The 14,605-nt window shown below is 66.2% G+C and carries 16 protein-coding genes; 9 read left to right on the top strand and 7 right to left on the bottom strand.

The annotated features are described in order from the left end of the window. Positions 1 to 3: 3 nt before the first annotated feature. From QX041_RS16540 to QX041_RS16565, 6 genes are all read left to right on the top strand, one after another. Entirely contained in the window at positions 4 to 489 is a 486-nt protein-coding gene (locus tag QX041_RS16540) for a GNAT family N-acetyltransferase (protein ID WP_316165982.1), read from the top strand. After that, positions 486 to 998 (top strand): dihydrofolate reductase, encoded by a 513-nt coding sequence (locus QX041_RS16545; protein ID WP_315713362.1) that lies wholly within the window; start codon positions 486 to 488, stop codon positions 996 to 998. Before QX041_RS16540 ends, QX041_RS16545 begins: the two co-directional genes overlap by 4 nt. Positions 999 to 1,248: 250 nt before the next feature. Then, a complete protein-coding gene (hflK, locus tag QX041_RS16550) occupies positions 1,249 to 2,376 on the top strand; it encodes an FtsH protease activity modulator HflK (protein ID WP_315713361.1) in 1,128 nt (375 codons plus the stop codon). Then, positions 2,373 to 3,311 (top strand): protease modulator HflC, encoded by a 939-nt coding sequence (locus QX041_RS16555; protein ID WP_316165983.1) that lies wholly within the window; start codon positions 2,373 to 2,375, stop codon positions 3,309 to 3,311. Before hflK ends, QX041_RS16555 begins: the two co-directional genes overlap by 4 nt. 120 nt (positions 3,312 to 3,431) lie before the next feature. Then, entirely contained in the window at positions 3,432 to 3,638 is a 207-nt protein-coding gene (locus QX041_RS16560) for a DUF2065 domain-containing protein (protein ID WP_315713359.1), read from the top strand. A 232-nt stretch (positions 3,639 to 3,870) separates the two neighbouring features. Continuing rightward, positions 3,871 to 5,373, top strand: a complete 1,503-nt coding sequence (locus tag QX041_RS16565; RefSeq protein ID WP_315752480.1) for a Do family serine endopeptidase — start codon at positions 3,871 to 3,873, stop codon at positions 5,371 to 5,373. Positions 5,374 to 6,251: 878 nt separating this feature from the next. On the opposite strand, the gene arsH is transcribed toward QX041_RS16565, so the two are convergent. The 6 genes from arsH to QX041_RS16595 all read right to left on the bottom strand — a co-directional run bounded on the left by arsH (position 6,252) and on the right by QX041_RS16595 (position 9,854). Continuing rightward, positions 6,252 to 6,953, bottom strand: coding sequence for an arsenical resistance protein ArsH (gene arsH, locus QX041_RS16570; RefSeq protein WP_316166189.1), 702 nt, complete (start codon positions 6,951 to 6,953; stop codon positions 6,252 to 6,254). A 78-nt stretch (positions 6,954 to 7,031) separates the two neighbouring features. Further along, positions 7,032 to 7,547, bottom strand: coding sequence for a heme-binding protein (locus QX041_RS16575; RefSeq protein ID WP_315752734.1), 516 nt, complete (start codon positions 7,545 to 7,547; stop codon positions 7,032 to 7,034). Continuing rightward, positions 7,532 to 7,768, bottom strand: a complete 237-nt coding sequence (locus tag QX041_RS16580; RefSeq protein WP_315713355.1) for a thioredoxin family protein — start codon at positions 7,766 to 7,768, stop codon at positions 7,532 to 7,534. The genes QX041_RS16575 and QX041_RS16580 overlap by 16 nt, the downstream gene beginning before the upstream one ends. Positions 7,769 to 7,784: 16 nt before the next feature. Next, the gene (locus QX041_RS16585) at positions 7,785 to 8,837 is read right to left on the bottom strand and encodes a permease (protein ID WP_315769109.1); all 1,053 of its coding nucleotides are present in this window, start codon (positions 8,835 to 8,837) and stop codon (positions 7,785 to 7,787) included. Next, positions 8,834 to 9,130 (bottom strand): metalloregulator ArsR/SmtB family transcription factor, encoded by a 297-nt coding sequence (locus QX041_RS16590; RefSeq protein WP_315713353.1) that lies wholly within the window; start codon positions 9,128 to 9,130, stop codon positions 8,834 to 8,836. Before QX041_RS16590 ends, QX041_RS16585 begins: the two co-directional genes overlap by 4 nt. A 454-nt stretch (positions 9,131 to 9,584) precedes the next feature. Then, positions 9,585 to 9,854 carry a hypothetical protein gene (locus tag QX041_RS16595; protein ID WP_315769108.1) on the bottom strand — a complete coding sequence of 90 codons (270 nt, stop codon included), beginning with the start codon at positions 9,852 to 9,854 and terminating at the stop codon, positions 9,585 to 9,587. 14 nt (positions 9,855 to 9,868) lie between these two features. Here QX041_RS16595 and QX041_RS16600 point away from each other — a divergent pair, with 14 nt between their 5' ends. Further along, entirely contained in the window at positions 9,869 to 10,030 is a 162-nt protein-coding gene (locus QX041_RS16600) for a hypothetical protein (RefSeq protein ID WP_315769106.1), read from the top strand. A gap of 304 nt (positions 10,031 to 10,334) precedes the next feature. Here the strand turns inward: QX041_RS16600 and serB are convergent, their stop codons facing one another. Next, the gene (gene serB / locus QX041_RS16605; protein ID WP_315752739.1) at positions 10,335 to 11,225 is read right to left on the bottom strand and encodes a phosphoserine phosphatase SerB; all 891 of its coding nucleotides are present in this window, start codon (positions 11,223 to 11,225) and stop codon (positions 10,335 to 10,337) included. Between the two features lie 3 nt (positions 11,226 to 11,228). Here serB and miaA point away from each other — a divergent pair, with 3 nt between their 5' ends. Both miaA and QX041_RS16615 read left to right on the top strand, forming a co-directional pair. Then, a complete protein-coding gene (gene miaA / locus QX041_RS16610; protein WP_316165984.1) occupies positions 11,229 to 12,146 on the top strand; it encodes a tRNA (adenosine(37)-N6)-dimethylallyltransferase MiaA in 918 nt (305 codons plus the stop codon). A 535-nt stretch (positions 12,147 to 12,681) separates the two neighbouring features. Beyond that, positions 12,682 to 14,451, top strand: a complete 1,770-nt coding sequence (locus QX041_RS16615; protein ID WP_316165986.1) for an acetolactate synthase 3 large subunit — start codon at positions 12,682 to 12,684, stop codon at positions 14,449 to 14,451. Positions 14,452 to 14,605 lie beyond the last annotated feature (154 nt).

The raw sequence follows: 14,605 nt of genomic DNA on the forward strand, positions 1-14,605 counted from the left end.
CGCATGCCGGTTTCGATCCGTAGCGCCCGGCCTGACGACATCGGAAGCGTATTCGCGCTGATCCGGGGCCTCGCCGACTACGAGAAGCTATCGCACGAGGTCGACGCGAGCGAGGCCGACATCGCCGGCGCGCTGTTCTGTGAGCACCCGACGCTGTTCTGCGATCTCGCCGAATGGAACGGCGCGGTGGCGGGCTTCGCGGTCTGGTTCGTCAACTTCTCCACGTTTGCCGGCAAGCCAGGGATCTATATCGAAGACCTGTTCGTGCGGCCGGCGTTTCGCCGCAATGGCATCGGCCAGGCCTTGCTCGGTCACCTCGCGCGGACCTGCGTCGAAAAGGGCTGGGCGCGGCTGCAATGGTCGGTGCTCGACTGGAATGCTCCTTCCATCACTTTCTACAAATCGCTCGGCGCCGAGCTCATGGACGAGTGGACGCTATGCAAGGTGACCGGCGAAGCTCTGGCTCAACTGGCGGAGAGGGCGCCGTGATCGAGATCGTGCTGATCGTCGCGGTCGCCGACAACGGCATCATCGGCGCCGCCGGTGCGATCCCGTGGCGGCAGAAGAGCGACATGCAGCGCTTCAAGGCGATGACCATGGGCCGGCCGATCGTGATGGGCCGCAAGACCTTCGTCTCGTTTCCGCGCCGGCCGCTGCCGGGCCGCACCAACATCGTCGTCACCCGCGATGCCGAGTTTCGCGCGCCGGGCGCGATCGTGACCCATACCGTCGATGAAGCGCTCGGCATCGCGCGTGGTGATGCGCTGCGGCGTTCAGCCGCGGAGATCGCGGTCATCGGAGGCACCGAGCTCTTTGCTGCGACGATGCCGATCGCCGACCGGCTGGAGATCACCGAGGTGCATGCGAGCCCGCCTGGCGATACCGTGTTTCCGGCGATCGATCCGGCCCAATGGGAGGAGGTGGCGCGGGAGCGCCATGCCTCGGGGCCTGACGATCAGGCCGAATTCTCCTACGTCACCTATCGCCGGCGGCGGTGAGCGTTTCGCCGGTCGGATCGACGCGCCGGCCCCCTCAAGACCATCCGTTAATGATGAAGTCGCGCAGTTTGGCCGCGTGGCGGAGCTGAGGCCGCGGCAAACCGGCGCTTCCGGCCCTGTTTACATTGACAAAACCCGGTTCGGGCTTAGCTGGAGCGCTACGTTGTAAGGGGCGGGGCCGTCCCTTATAACCCGGCGACCGTCGGGGCCGGCGTTGGTGTACACTCAGCCTCTCGGAGGAGATCGATCGATGGCGTGGAAGAATCAGGGCGGAGGCCCGTGGGGTCAGGGTCCGAAGGGGCCCTGGGGCTCGGGACCGCAACCGGTCGGTCCAAGGCCGCCCGACCTGGAAGATCTTCTGCGGCGCGGCCAGGACCGGCTGCAGCAGTTCGTGCCGGGCGGCGGTTTCGGCACCGCGGGCGTGCTCCTGATCGTGCTCGGCGCCATCATCATCTGGCTCGCCTCCGGCATCTACCGCGTGCAGTCCGAGGAGCTCGGCGTCGTGCTGCGCTTCGGCAAATATGTCCGTGATGAGCAGCCGGGCCTGCGCTATCACCTGCCTTACCCGATCGAGACCGTGCTGCTGCCCAAGGCGCTGCGCGTCAACTCGATCTCGATCGGCATCACCGCCAATGACGATCCCGGCCGGCGCGGCCGCGGCGGTCGCGATGTCCCCGAGGAAAGCCTGATGCTGACCGGCGACGAGAACATCGTCGACGTCGACGTCACCGTGCTCTGGCGCATCAAGCCGAAGGGCGCGGCCGACTTCCTGTTCAACATCCAGAACCCCGAGGGCACCGTGAAGGCGGTGGCCGAGAGCGCGATGCGCGAGGTGATCGGCCGCTCCAACATCCAGCCGATCCTCACCGGTGCCCGCACCGTGATCGAGCAGAACGTGCAGGAACTGATGCAGAAGACGCTCGACAATTACGGCTCCGGAATCCAGATCACCCAGGTGCAGATGCAGAAGGTCGATCCGCCGGCCCAGGTGATCGAGGCATTCCGCGACGTCCAGGCGGCGCGTGCCGACCTCGAGCGTCTCCAGAACGAAGCCCAGACCTACGCCAACAAGGTGGTGCCGGATGCGCGCGGTCGTGCCGCGCAGATCCTGCAGGTCGCCGAGGGCTACAAGGAGCAGGCGATCGCCGAGGCCAAGGGCCAGAGCGCGCGCTTCCTCAAGGTCTATGACGAGTACAAGAAGGCGCCCGACGTGACCCGCGAACGGATCTATCTCGAGACCATGGAGCGCGTGCTCGGTGGCTCGGAGAAGCTCGTGCTCGACAGCGGCGCCACCGGCGGCCCCGTGCCGCTGCTGCCGCTCGGCGATCTCTTGCCGCGCCGTCCGGCGCCGGCCGCTCAGCAGGGAGGCGTCCGATGAGGTCCCCCGTTGCAGGCATCGTCGCGCTCGTCGCCGTGCTCGTGCTCGTCGTCATCGGCTACAGCTCGCTGTTCACCGTGAACCAGACCGAGCAGGCGCTGGTGGTGCGGTTCGGCAAGCCGGTCGACGTCGTCACGGAGCCCGGTCTGAACTTCAAGGCACCGTTCATCGACAACGTGATCTCGATCGACAAGCGCATCCTCGACCTCGAGAACCCCTCGCAGGAGGTGATCGCGTTCGACCAGAAGCGGCTCGTGGTCGACGCCTTCGCGCGCTACAAGATCAAGAACGCGCTGCAGTTCTACCAGAGCGTCGGTTCGATCCAGACCGCCAACGTCCAGCTCGGCACGCTGCTGAACGCCGCGCTGCGCCGCGTGCTCGGCGAGGTCACCTTCACGCAAGTCGTGCGCGACGAGCGCGAGGCGCTGATGCGCAAGATCCGCGATCAGCTCGACAAGGAGGCCGACGCCTATGGCATCCAGGTGGTGGACGTCCGCATCCGCCGCGCCGACCTGCCGGAGGCCAACAGCCAGGCGGTGTACAACCGGATGAAGACCGAGCGGCAGCGCGAGGCCGAGGAGTTCCGGGCGCTCGGCGGCCAGAAGGCCCAGGAGATCAGGTCCAAGGCCGATCGCGAGGCCACCGTGATCGTCGCCGAGGCCAACTCGCAGGCGGAGCAGACCCGCGGCGCCGGCGATGCCGAACGCAACCGGCTGTTCGCCGAGGCCTACAACAAGGACCGCGACTTCTTCGCCTTCTACCGCTCGATGGCGGCGTATGAGAACGGCCTGAAATCCGGCGACACCCGCTTCCTGCTGCGGCCCGATTCGGAGTTCTTCCGCTACTTCGCCAACCCCTCGGGGAAGCCGACGGGGGAGACGCCGTCCACCGCCAGCTCGACCGCGGCCGTCGCGGTGCCGGCACCCAAGCCCTGATGGCGCCTGCCTCGATGCCGAGCCCGTTGATCGGGGCGAATAAGAGTTGACATGGAGGGGGCGAAGCCGTTGCTTCGCCCCGTTACATATCAAGAAGATCGAACGGGAGGTCCGGGTCCGATGAGGTCCATTGCGTTTTCCGATTTCCTCATCGGATTAGGTATCCTGTTCGTGCTCGAAGGCCTGTTGTTCGCGGCAAGTCCGGAGTGGATGCGGCGGGCCATGAAGACCGCGATGACCACGCCCGACAACGTGCTGCGCGCAGTCGGCATCGGCTCGGCGGTGGCCGGCCTGGTCCTGATCTGGGTGATCCGGCGGCCGATCTGAGCGGCGGATTGTCGTGCGTTTGCGTGCCCCGTCGCACAGGAACGAGGCGCGACCGCTGCAATGACGGTCTGCTGCCCGGCCAACGCCATTGTGAGGCGATGGCTGCGCCATTTTGCCGTATTAGGTCGCCCTCAATGATGAATCTGCGGTCCGATCCGGCGTGCTTGCGTCCCTTGCCGGTTCCGGCGCACTGTAACGGTTGAATTTGCCGACTTTTCTGGAGATCCGCCCGATGACCGCAACCCTTGCTTTCAGCCGTCGACTGCGCCCGATCCTGACCGCGGCGGTCCTTGCCGCGGGCTGGGCGCTCGCGCCGGCCCCGGCCTCGGCGCGGGGGCCGGAGGGGATCGCCGATGTCGCCGAAAAGGTGATCGACGCCGTCGTCAACATCTCGACCTCGCAAACTGTCGAGCCCAAAGGCGGCTCGTCCGAGGGGCGGAACGCCAATCCGCAGGTGCCGCCGGGCTCGCCGTTCGAGGAGTTCTTCGACGATTTCTTCAAGAACCGCCGCGGCGGTCCGGGCGGCCGGGGCGGTGCCGACAACTCGCCGCGCCGCACCAACTCGCTGGGCTCGGGCTTCATCGTCGACGACTCGGGCGTTGTCGTCACCAACAACCACGTCATTGCCGATGCCGATGAGATCAACGTGATCCTCAACGACGGCACCAAGATCAAGGCCGAGCTGGTCGGCGTCGACAAGAAGACCGACCTTGCGGTGCTCAAGTTCAAGCCGCCGCGGCCGCTGACGGTGGTCAAGTTCGGCGACTCCGACAAGCTGCGGCTGGGCGACTGGGTGGTCGCGATCGGCAACCCGTTCAGTCTCGGCGGCACCGTCACCGCCGGCATCGTCTCGGCCAAGAACCGCGACATCTCGTCGGGGCCCTATGACAGCTACATCCAGACCGACGCCGCCATCAACCGCGGTAATTCCGGCGGCCCGCTGTTCAACCTCGAGGGCGAGGTCATCGGCGTCAACACGCTGATCATCTCGCCGTCGGGCGGCTCGATCGGCATCGGCTTCGCGGTGCCCTCGAAGACCGTGGCCGGCGTCGTCGACCAGTTGCGCCAGTTCGGCGAGCTGCGCCGCGGCTGGCTCGGCGTGCGCATCCAGGGCGTCACCGACGAGATCGCGGAGAGCCTCAACATCAAGCCGGCGCGCGGCGCGCTGGTCGCCGGCGTCGACGACAAGGGACCGGCCAAGCCGGCCGGCATCGAGCCGGGCGACGTCGTCGTCAAGTTCGACGGCCATGACATCAAGGAGCCGAAGGACCTGTCGCGCATCGTCGCCGACACCGCTGTCGGCAAGGAGGTCGACGTCATCGTCATCCGCAAGGGCCAGGAGCAGACGCTCAAGGTCAAGCTCGGCCGGCTCGAGGACACCGAGAAGGTGCAGCAGGCGGCGATCAAGAAGGACGAGCCGGCCGAGAAGCCGGTGACCCAGAAGGCGCTCGGGCTCGATCTCGCCGCGTTGTCGAAGGACCTGCGCGCCCGCTACAAGATCAAGGACAGCGTCAAGGGCGTCGTCGTCACCGGTGTTGACCAGGCCTCCGACGCCGCCGAGAAGCGGCTGTCGGCCGGCGACGTCATCGTCGAGGTCGCCCAGGAGGCGGTGACCTCGGGCGCCGATATCAAGAAGCGCGTCGACCAGCTCAAGAAGGACGGCAAGAAGTCGGTGCTGCTGCTCGTCTCCAACGCCGACGGCGAGCTGCGCTTCGTGGCGTTGAGCCTGCAGTAGGGCACGATGCAGTAGGGTGGGCAAAGGCGCGCCGCGATGTGCGCCTGCTAAGGCGCTCTGTCCCGCGCCGTGCCCACCATCCGGCTCCGAGCTCGCGGCACGGCGGTGGGCACGCTGCGCCTGCGGGCGCTGCTTTGCCCACCCTGCGGCAGCTCCACACTCCGCTGTCGTCCCGGCCTCGAGCCGGGACCATAGCCCCCAGGAAGCAGTTTGGGGCGGGCTAATCATTGGCTGTTTGCTCATCACGACGGCCGCGGCGTACGGATCCCGGATCGGCGCCCCGACGCGCTGGCGCGCGCCGTGGCTTGTCCGGGACGACGACGGTTCGCAAGGCGAATTCACGGCTCAAACAGCGATCGACAGAGCTTTGCAGTCTCGCGGCGCATCGCGCCCGAGGCCTGCGATCAGTTCGTCCCTCTCGAAATGCAGAGGGCGCAGGGAATGCCGGGTGAAGGCCTCACCCATGGCCCGCCTGCGAAAAAAATGCAGGCGGCAGGTACCACAGGCAAAGCCGATTCAACCGGCATTCCCTGCGCGACGGTCTTCACGCTTATACGCAGTCTCCCTGGTGCGCCGGGCTTGTTGGCCACCATTGTCCGCGCGGCGCTTCAGCGCCGTCGCGAACGTGACACCAGCATCGGGGTGTCAGGACGCTGCGACTTCACGTCCGCAAGCGATCGTTCGTCCGCGCCCTCGTGAGAAGACGCTGCGATCTCTCGCGGCCATCGCTCCCCGCCTCGCGTGTCGTGACGATCGCGCGCAACGCCCCTCCGCAGTGAGGCGGGATGCGCGGATACAATCATGAATTCCGGAAATACGCAAGGTAATTATTCTTATCAGAAGTTAGTGGCCCATCCCGAACTCCCGGGAGCGCCGGCTCAGAGCGACCGCTGATTGACCCGCTGCGACAGCGCCTCGGCGCTTTCCTTGCGCTCGGAGTAGCGGTCGACCAGATAGTCGGCGCGGTCGCGCGTCAGCAGCGTGAACTTGACCAGCTCTTCCATCACGTCGACGAGGCGATCGTAATAGGGGGACGGCTTCATGCGGTCCGCGTCGTCGAACTCCGCGAAGGCCTTGGGCACCGAGGACTGGTTCGGAATGGTGATCAGGCGCATCCAGCGGCCGAGCACCCGAAGCTGATTGACCGCGTTGAACGACTGCGAGCCGCCAGAAACCTGCATCACCGCCAGCGTCTTGCCCTGCGTCGGCCGGACGGCGCCGAGCGACAGCGGGATCCAGTCGATCTGGGTCTTGATCACACCGGTCATCGCGCCGTGCCGCTCCGGCGAGCACCACACCATGCCTTCGCACCAGGTCACGAGATCGCGCAGCTCGCGGACCTTCGGATGGTCCGGCTCGGCGTCGTCGACCAGCGGCAAGCCGCGCGGATCGAAAGTCCGAGTCTCCGCGCCGAAGCGCACGAGAATGCGCGCCGCTTCCTCGGTCAGCAGCCGGCTGAACGAGCGTTGCCGGAGCGATCCGTAGAGCAGCAGGATTCGCGGAGGGTGGGAGGAGAGCGCAGGCTCCAGCAGCTTCGCGCGGTCGATGGCACGGAATGAGGTTTCGTCCAATTGAGGCATCGTGTCAGACAACGCGGTATCCTCCGGCAAAATGATCGGCGTTGGCCGTCCTCGTTCGCGATACGCCGGTACAAGCGCTCAGAACGCGATGTCCGCAGCGACGGCTTCGATGCCGGCCTTCGCGCAGATGTCGTCGTTGTCGCCTCCGGGCGCGCCGGATACGCCGATCGCTCCGACCTGCTGGCCAGCGGCCTCTATTGGCATGCCGCCGCCGACCATGACAACGCCGGGAACGTTGACGATGGCCCGCTCCGCGGCGTCCGGTCGTGCCAGCCGGGCTGCGAGCGTGCTCGTCGCCTCGCGCCAGCTCGCGGCCGTCCTCGCCTTGCCCGTCGCGGCCTCAAGGGTATGCCAGCCGGCGAAACGGTCGCGCAGGGTGACCAGCGCGAGCCCCGACGGATCGCTCACAGTCACGGCAGCCTGCCAGCCGCGTTTGCGGCACTCCGCGAGCGCCGCCTGTGCCGCTTTGAGCGCCGTGTCCGGCGCGATGATGCGCCGCGTCCACGTCGGTTCGTCGGCGCGCGCCACGACAGCCGGGCCGAGCAGGAGGACCGCTGCGAGCAGCGGACGCAACGCCATCACGCCGACAGCCATTTCGCCATGTCCTCGGCCTTCGGCAGCCCGCCCGCATGGACGACTTTGCCGTCGATCACCACGCCCGGCGTCGAGGCGATGCCGAACCGGGCGATGTCGGCGAAGTCCGTGATCTTTTCCAGCTCGATCTCGATGCCGAGCTTGCTTGCTTCAGAGGAGGCCATTGCTGCGGTCTGAACACAGCGCTTGCAGCCGGAGCCGAGAATCTTGACGTTCTTCAAGGGGCTTGTCCTTTCATCAGAACAGGGCGTTGAAGAGATAGCCGACGGCGACGATGCCGGCGGCGACGACGCCCGCGAAGACAGCGATCAGCCGGAGCGTCAGCACCTTGCGCAGAATGAGCATCTCGGGAAACGAAAGCGCGATGACGCTCATCATGAAGGCGAGCACCGTTCCCAGCGCCGCACCCTTGCCGAGCAGCGCCTCGACGACCGGAATGATGCCCGCAGCGTTGGCGTACATCGGCACGCCGATCAGCACCACGGCCGGCACGGACCACCATTGGTCCTTGCCCATGATCGAGGCGAGCAGGTCGTTCGGGACATAGCCGTGAATGAATGCGCCCGCCGCGATGCCAATGATGATCCATGCCCAGACGCGGCCGACGATGTCGCGCACCGCATCGATCCCGGCCCGGATCCGATCGGCGGCGGTCGGCGAATCCGGCTGCAGATCCGCCTGTCCCGCGCGCACGTTGCGAACCCATGCCTCGAGCCAGCCTTCGAGATGCAGGCGTCCGATGATCCATCCCGCCACGATCGCGACCGCCAGGCCGAAGGCCAGATAGATCGCGGCGATCCTCCAGCCGACCAGCGCGAACAGCAGGCCGAGCGCGACCTCGTTCACCATTGGCGCCGCGATCAGGAACGAGAAGGTCACGCCGAGTGGGACGCCAGCCGAGACGAAGCCGACGAAGAGCGGCACCGCCGAGCACGAGCAGAAGGGAGTGAATACGCCGAGGATCGCAGCCGCGACATTGCCGAGGCCCTCGCGCTTGCCGGCGAGCAATGCGCGAGTTCGCTCGGCTGAAAAAAAGCTGCGCACGACGCCCATGCCGAACACGACCAGCGTCATCAGCATCAGGACCTTGGGCGCGTCGAACACGAAGAACCGCGCGGCTTCTTCCAGATGGCTGTCGCGGGACACCGGCAGCGACGATACCAGCCATGCCGAGAACGCTTCCAGCTGCCAGTAGACCGCGAACCACAATGCGATCGCAGCTGCCGTCGCGATGATCCAGATCACAGCCGATGCCGACCCGTCAGGATAGGTCGAAGCTTCGGTTTTCATGCTGCACTCCTGTTCGGCTCAGGCATGGCCGCCATGACGGCGTCGAGGATGGCGCGGCGATCGGGCGTCAGGTCAGGGCTCAGCCGATACCGGACCCACTGGGCGTCACGCCGGTCGATGACGAGACCGGCGGCCTTGAGGGCGGACATGTGCCGGCTCATGCGCGATGCGCTGGCTCGGAGCTGCCGCATGAGCTCGCAGACGCAGTGCTCGCCGCCGTCCCAAAGGATGCGCAGGGCGGCGAGACGAGTCGGCTCGGCCAGAGCGGCGAGCAGCGGGACGGGATCGGACATGGCGGCAATATATTCGTATTTTCGTATTTGCGCAATAGCGCATATAATGATTGCGGATGTGCGATTTGACCGGCCATCGGCGCGGCGCGTGGCGTCAGGCTGATAATGGCTGGTGATGCGTGGCCCGCGCGGCGACGCCCTGCGAGATCCCGGTTGGGAAATCGGGCGAGCCGGCTGGCGTCGGGTCAATTCACGCGCAGGATGGTCTTGCCGCCGGCGGCCGGAATGTGACTGTGCGGCTGGGCTCGACGACGCGGCCGCCGCGCCGGGTACGGAGGCGGAGAGCGTTGGCGTCGAAGACCCAATAGGTGCAGCGGGCTGGGCGTCTGGGCTGCCCGGCGCGGATGTCCGGGATCTTTACCACGCGCGACGCCACGCGTTATCTCGAACAGGGAGCGCGGCCTCGCTCGGCGAGACGCGCGCTACCTATCCGACGATGGGTTGCCCGCGTTGCCTAGTTGCGGACGCTGCCCACGGTGATCGGAGCGACGAGCGCAGCGCTGCGGTGGTGCTGGGTGAGCACGGCGAGCTGGTGCGGCGAGGCGGCGCTGTCGGCATTCACCGCAATGGTCTGCTGCGCGGCGGATGCACCGACGACGGAGAGTTGGTGCGGGGTGGCCGGCAGCGCGCCGACTTCGTAGCTCGGCAGCTCGCCGGCAACGGCGGCGCCGCTCAGCAGCGCGAGGGCAAGAAGAGAGCCGGGAATGATGTGCTTGATGGTCATCGGGAGGTCCTTCTGTGACGATGATCGATTGCATGGCCTGCAATCGCTTTCGCTTCCTTGGACACTCCCTAGCGTTGTCAGCTTTATATGCGCTGCAGCATGATTTGACAATTCATGGATTGGTGATGCGGTTAAAATGGCAGTTCGCGTCCCGCCTTGATGCGGAAGGCGAATGATCTGATTTGCGATCTGAAATGAGATTGGAATGGAGTTGCGTGCGAGTGCGCTGGATTGAAACAAAATCCTGATGATGCGCTGATCGAGAGCCGATGAAGGCAGGGCTTTGGTAACGGCTTTGCTTGGGCGGCGATTCGCACAGGAGCAATGCGATTGCGATCTTCGAGCGTTCGCAAAACCGCTGCCCTCGCAATGACGGGATCGCGGCTGCCCATGAACGCGTCCTCTCTCACAACCAGGGGAGGGCGCTGTATTGCGCAAAGGCTCGCGCGGCTATTGGCCTGCCGCGCGGCCGCAGTCTCGTCAGTCGACGAACTGATCGCGCGTGTAGCCCTGGGCATAGAGCAGAGCGGTGAGGTCGCCGTGGTCGATGCGGGCCGAGGCTGCGGCCGAGACCGCAGGCTTGGCGTGATAGGCGACGCCGAGACCGGCCGCCTCGATCATGCCGAGGTCGTTGGCGCCGTCGCCGACCGCCAGGGTGTCGATCTCGTCGAGATCGAACGCCTCGCGCAGCTCGATCAGGGTGGCGAGCTTGGCGTCGCGGCCGATGATCGGCTCGCGCACCTCGCCCGTGAGCTTGCCGCCATCGATGATGAGCTCGTTGGCGCGGTTCTCCTGGAAGCCGATCTTGGCCGCGATGGCGCTGGTGAACAGCGTGAAGCCGCCGGAGATCAGGCAGGTATAGGCGCCGTTGGCGCGCATGGTCATCACCAGATGACGGCCGCCCGGCGTCAGCTTGATGCGCTTGGTCAGGACTTCGTCGACGACGCTCACCGGCAGGTCCTTCAGCAATGCGACGCGTTCGCGCAACGCCGGCTCGAACGCGATCTCGCCGCGCATGGCGCGCTCGGTGATGGCGGCGACGCGCGGCTTCAGCCCGGCGAAATCGGCGAGTTCGTCGATGCATTCCTGCCCGATCATGGTGCTGTCCATGTCGGCGAGGAAAAGCTTCTTGCGCCTGACGGCTTCCGCCTGCACGACGATGTCGATCGGCATGTCGCCGCGCAGGTCGCGCAGACGCGCCTCGAGCTTGTGGACCTCGCCGTCGTGGGCGAAGGGGATGTCGATCGCGACCTCGTCGAACAGCCAGCGCGGCGTGCCCGGCGAGGGCAGAACGGCCAGGAAGGCCTCCACGATCGTGGTATCAAGCGCGGGATCGGCGGGATTGCAGATGAAGGTGGCGACGAGAGACATCAGGTGACTTTGCCAGGGATCAACAAAGCGGTGCTTATCGCAGGGCCGACCGCCAGCGGCAAGTCGGCGCTGGCGATGGAACTTGCGCAAAAAGCGGGCGGGGTCGTCATCAACACCGATTCCATGCAGGTCTACCGCGATCTGAGGGTGCTGACGGCAAGGCCGACCTGCGACGAAGAGGCCACCGTGCCGCACCGGCTCTACGGCCATGTCGATGCCAGCGTGAACTACTCGGCCGGCCATTATGTCCGGGATGCCGCGGAGATCCTGGGCGAGGTGCAACGGGCCGGGCGGCTGCCGATCTTTATCGGTGGCACTGGCCTGTATTTCAAGGCGCTGACATCAGGGCTGTCCGCGGTGCCGCCCGTGCCGGATGAGGTGCGCGACGCGGTGCGTCTCAGGCTCGATCGCGACGGCGTCGAGGCCTTGCATGCCGAGCTGGCGCGACGCGATCCGGCGGCGGCCGCGCGGCTGAACGTCCGCGACCGCGCCCGCGTGGCCCGGGCGCTGGAGGTGATCGAGGCGACGGGTCGGCCATTGGCCGACTGGCATGCCGAGGCCACTCCGCCGCTGCTGCCGGAGGGCAGCTATCGGGCGCTGTTCATCGCTCCGGAGCGCGAGGCGCTGTATGCGCGGATCGATGCACGGTTCGATCTGATGCTGGAGCGCGGCGCGGTGCAGGAGGTCGAGCGGCTGGCCGCGCGCGGCCTCGATCCGCTGCTGCCGGCGATGAAGGCCCACGGCGTGCCGGCGCTGATCCGCTATATCAGAGGGGAGATCACGCGGGAGGAGGCGGCCGCCATCGGCAAGGCCGACACCCGCCATTATGCCAAGCGGCAGTTCACCTGGTTTCGACACCAACTGCCGGAGTTCGAGTGGATGAGCCCGGAGGCGGCAAAGGGATGGGTCGTCAAACTCTAGCCGCATCGTCATTCCGGGACATCGCGAAGCGATGGGCCCGGAATCCATAACCACGATCGTGAGTATGGATTCCGGGCTCGCCCTCCGGGCGCCCCGGAATGACGACCTCGTTTGGAGATGGAGCCCGTACTCTCATCCAGCCTATTGCCTCGTTTCGGAGGCCGACCGCCAAATTACCGCTCGCCGAACGGAAAATTCCGCGTTAACATCGCAAAATCGCGCTGACGGGCCGGCTTTGCCTTGACATTGGGGCATCGCCGGCTATGTTTCGCGCAACCTTTGGGAAGCTCGCTCGGCATCATGCGCAACTTTATTTCCATCCTCCTTATCGCCGTCGTACCCAGGCGCACCGCCGGGGATGGCTAGCGGCCATCCAAATTCCGAGCGGTGCGCAGGGCCTTCCAGGGCCCTTTTTTATTGCCTGGAAGCCAGCGATCCGACCGAAATGACCCTGACCCAAGTGACCAAAACCGACTGACCAAAACCGACTGACCAAGACCGACCAGCCGCTGACAGAAGCGATCCGGAGCCCACCATGACCGACAAGAGCCACGATCCGAACCAGATGACCGGCGCCGCGATGATCGTGCGCGCGCTCATCGACCACGGCGTGCAGCACCTCTTCGGCTATCCCGGTGGTGCGGTGCTTCCGATCTATGACGAGATCTTCCAGCAGAGCGAGGTCGAGCACATCCTGGTCCGCCACGAGCAGGGCGCCGGCCATGCCGCCGAGGGCTATGCCCGCTCGACCGGCAAGCCGGGCGTCGTGCTGGTGACCTCGGGCCCCGGCGCCACCAACATGGTGACGCCGCTGGCGGATGCGCTGATGGATTCGATCCCGCTGGTGTGCATCACCGGCCAGGTGCCGACGCATCTGATCGGCAACGACGCGTTCCAGGAGTGCGACACGGTCGGCATCACCCGACCCTGCACCAAGCACAACTGGCTGGTCCGCAACGTCAACGACCTCGCCAAGGTGCTGCACGAGGCGTTCTACGTCGCCACCACGGGCCGTCCCGGCCCTGTCGTCGTCGACGTGCCCAAGGACGTGCAGTTCGCCACCGGCACCTATCATCCGCCGCGCAAGTCCGACGTCCACATCTCCTATTCGCCGCGCGTCAAGGGTGACGCGATGCAGATCCGCAAAGCCGTGGCGCTGCTGGCCGGCGCCAAGCGGCCGGTGATCTATTCCGGCGGCGGCGTCATCAATTCGGGGCGGGAGGCCTCGAAGCTGCTGCGCGAGTTGGTCGAGGTCACGGGCTTTCCGATCACCTCGACCCTGATGGGGCTGGGCGCCTATCCGGCGTCGGGTACCAACTGGCTCGGCATGCTCGGCATGCACGGCACCTACGAGGCCAACATGACGATGCATGATTGCGACGTCATGCTGTGCGTCGGCGCGCGCTTCGACGACCGCATCACCGGCCGCACCGATGCGTTCTCGCCGAACTCGAAGAAGATCCACATCGACATCGATCCGTCCTCGATCAACAAGAACATCCGCGTCGACGTGCCGATCATCGGCGATTGCGGCGACGTGCTCGCCGACATCCTGCAGGTGTTCAAGGCCGAGGCGAAGAAGCCGGATATCAAGGCGTGGTGGCAGCAGATCGCCACCTGGCGCGCGCGCAACTCGCTGGCGTTCAAGCCGAACCGCGACGTCATCATGCCGCAATATGCGATCCAGCGGCTGTTCGAGCTGACCCGCGGGCGCGACACCTACATCACGACAGAGGTCGGCCAGCACCAGATGTGGGCGGCGCAGTTCTACGGCTTCGAGGAGCCGCACCGCTGGATGACCTCGGGCGGTCTCGGGACCATGGGCTATGGCCTGCCGGCGGCGATCGGCGTCCAGGTCGCCCATCCCGACAGCCTGGTCATCGACATCGGCGGCGACGCCTCGGTGCAGATGACGATGCAGGAGATGTCGACGGCCGTGCAGTACGAGCTGCCGGTCAAGATCTTCATCCTCAACAACCAGTACATGGGCATGGTGCGGCAGTGGCAGCAGCTCTTGCACGGCAACCGGCTGTCGCATTCCTACTCGGAGGCGCTGCCGGACTTCGTCAAGCTGGCGGAGGCGTATGGCGGCGTCGGCCTGCAGGTCAGCAAGCCCGGCGATCTCGACGGCGCGATCAAGGAGATGATCTCGGTCAAGAAGCCGGTGCTGTTCGACTGCCGCGTCGCGGCGCTCGAAAACTGCTTCCCGATGATCCCGTCGGGCAAGGCGCACAACGAGATGATCCTGCCGGCCGAAGCCTCCGACCCGGCCGCCGCGTTCGCCGGCGGCAAGGCGCTGGTGTGAGGACGACAGGGTGATGGTGCAGTGATGGCACGCGCGCTCGGCAGTGTGGCTCTTCACCTCTCCCCGCTTGCGGGGAGAGGTCGACGCGCAGCGTCGGGTGAGGGGGACTCTCCACGCAGTCGGACTCGTGGAGAGTCCCCCTCACCCCAACCCT

This window comes from Bradyrhizobium sp. SZCCHNRI2009 (assembly GCF_032485115.1).
GTDB lineage: Bacteria > Pseudomonadota > Alphaproteobacteria > Rhizobiales > Xanthobacteraceae > Bradyrhizobium.